Annotated in this window: 1 protein-coding gene; it reads left to right on the top strand. The window is 51.7% G+C overall.

What is annotated here, in order from left to right:
• Nucleotides 1–300: hypothetical protein (locus ACXAG7_RS20095; protein WP_476667946.1), on the top strand; the 300-nt coding region annotated here is incomplete at both ends.

The raw sequence follows: 300 nt of genomic DNA, 5'->3' as shown, positions 1-300 counted from the left end.
CAGCAACCGCACCATGTACCACAGCAGCAACGGCTCAGGTAGTGGTAAGCGAACAAGCCTTACCAAATGCGGGAACTAACGGAACACTCACCATCTGTGCAGGAAGCACTGTAACATCAGGGCAATTATTTGCAGCCTTAGGCGGAAGTCCAGCTACAGGCGGAACTTGGTCACCAGCATTAGCAGGGGCTAATACCTATACATATACAGTAGCAGCAACGGCACCATGTACCACAGCAGCAACGGCTCAGGTAGTGGTAAGCGAGCAAGCTTTACCAAATGCGGGAACTAACGGAACAC

The organism is Tenacibaculum sp. AWR4_210, from assembly GCF_056160945.1.
This window is presented reverse-complemented; position numbering and strand designations above follow the sequence as displayed.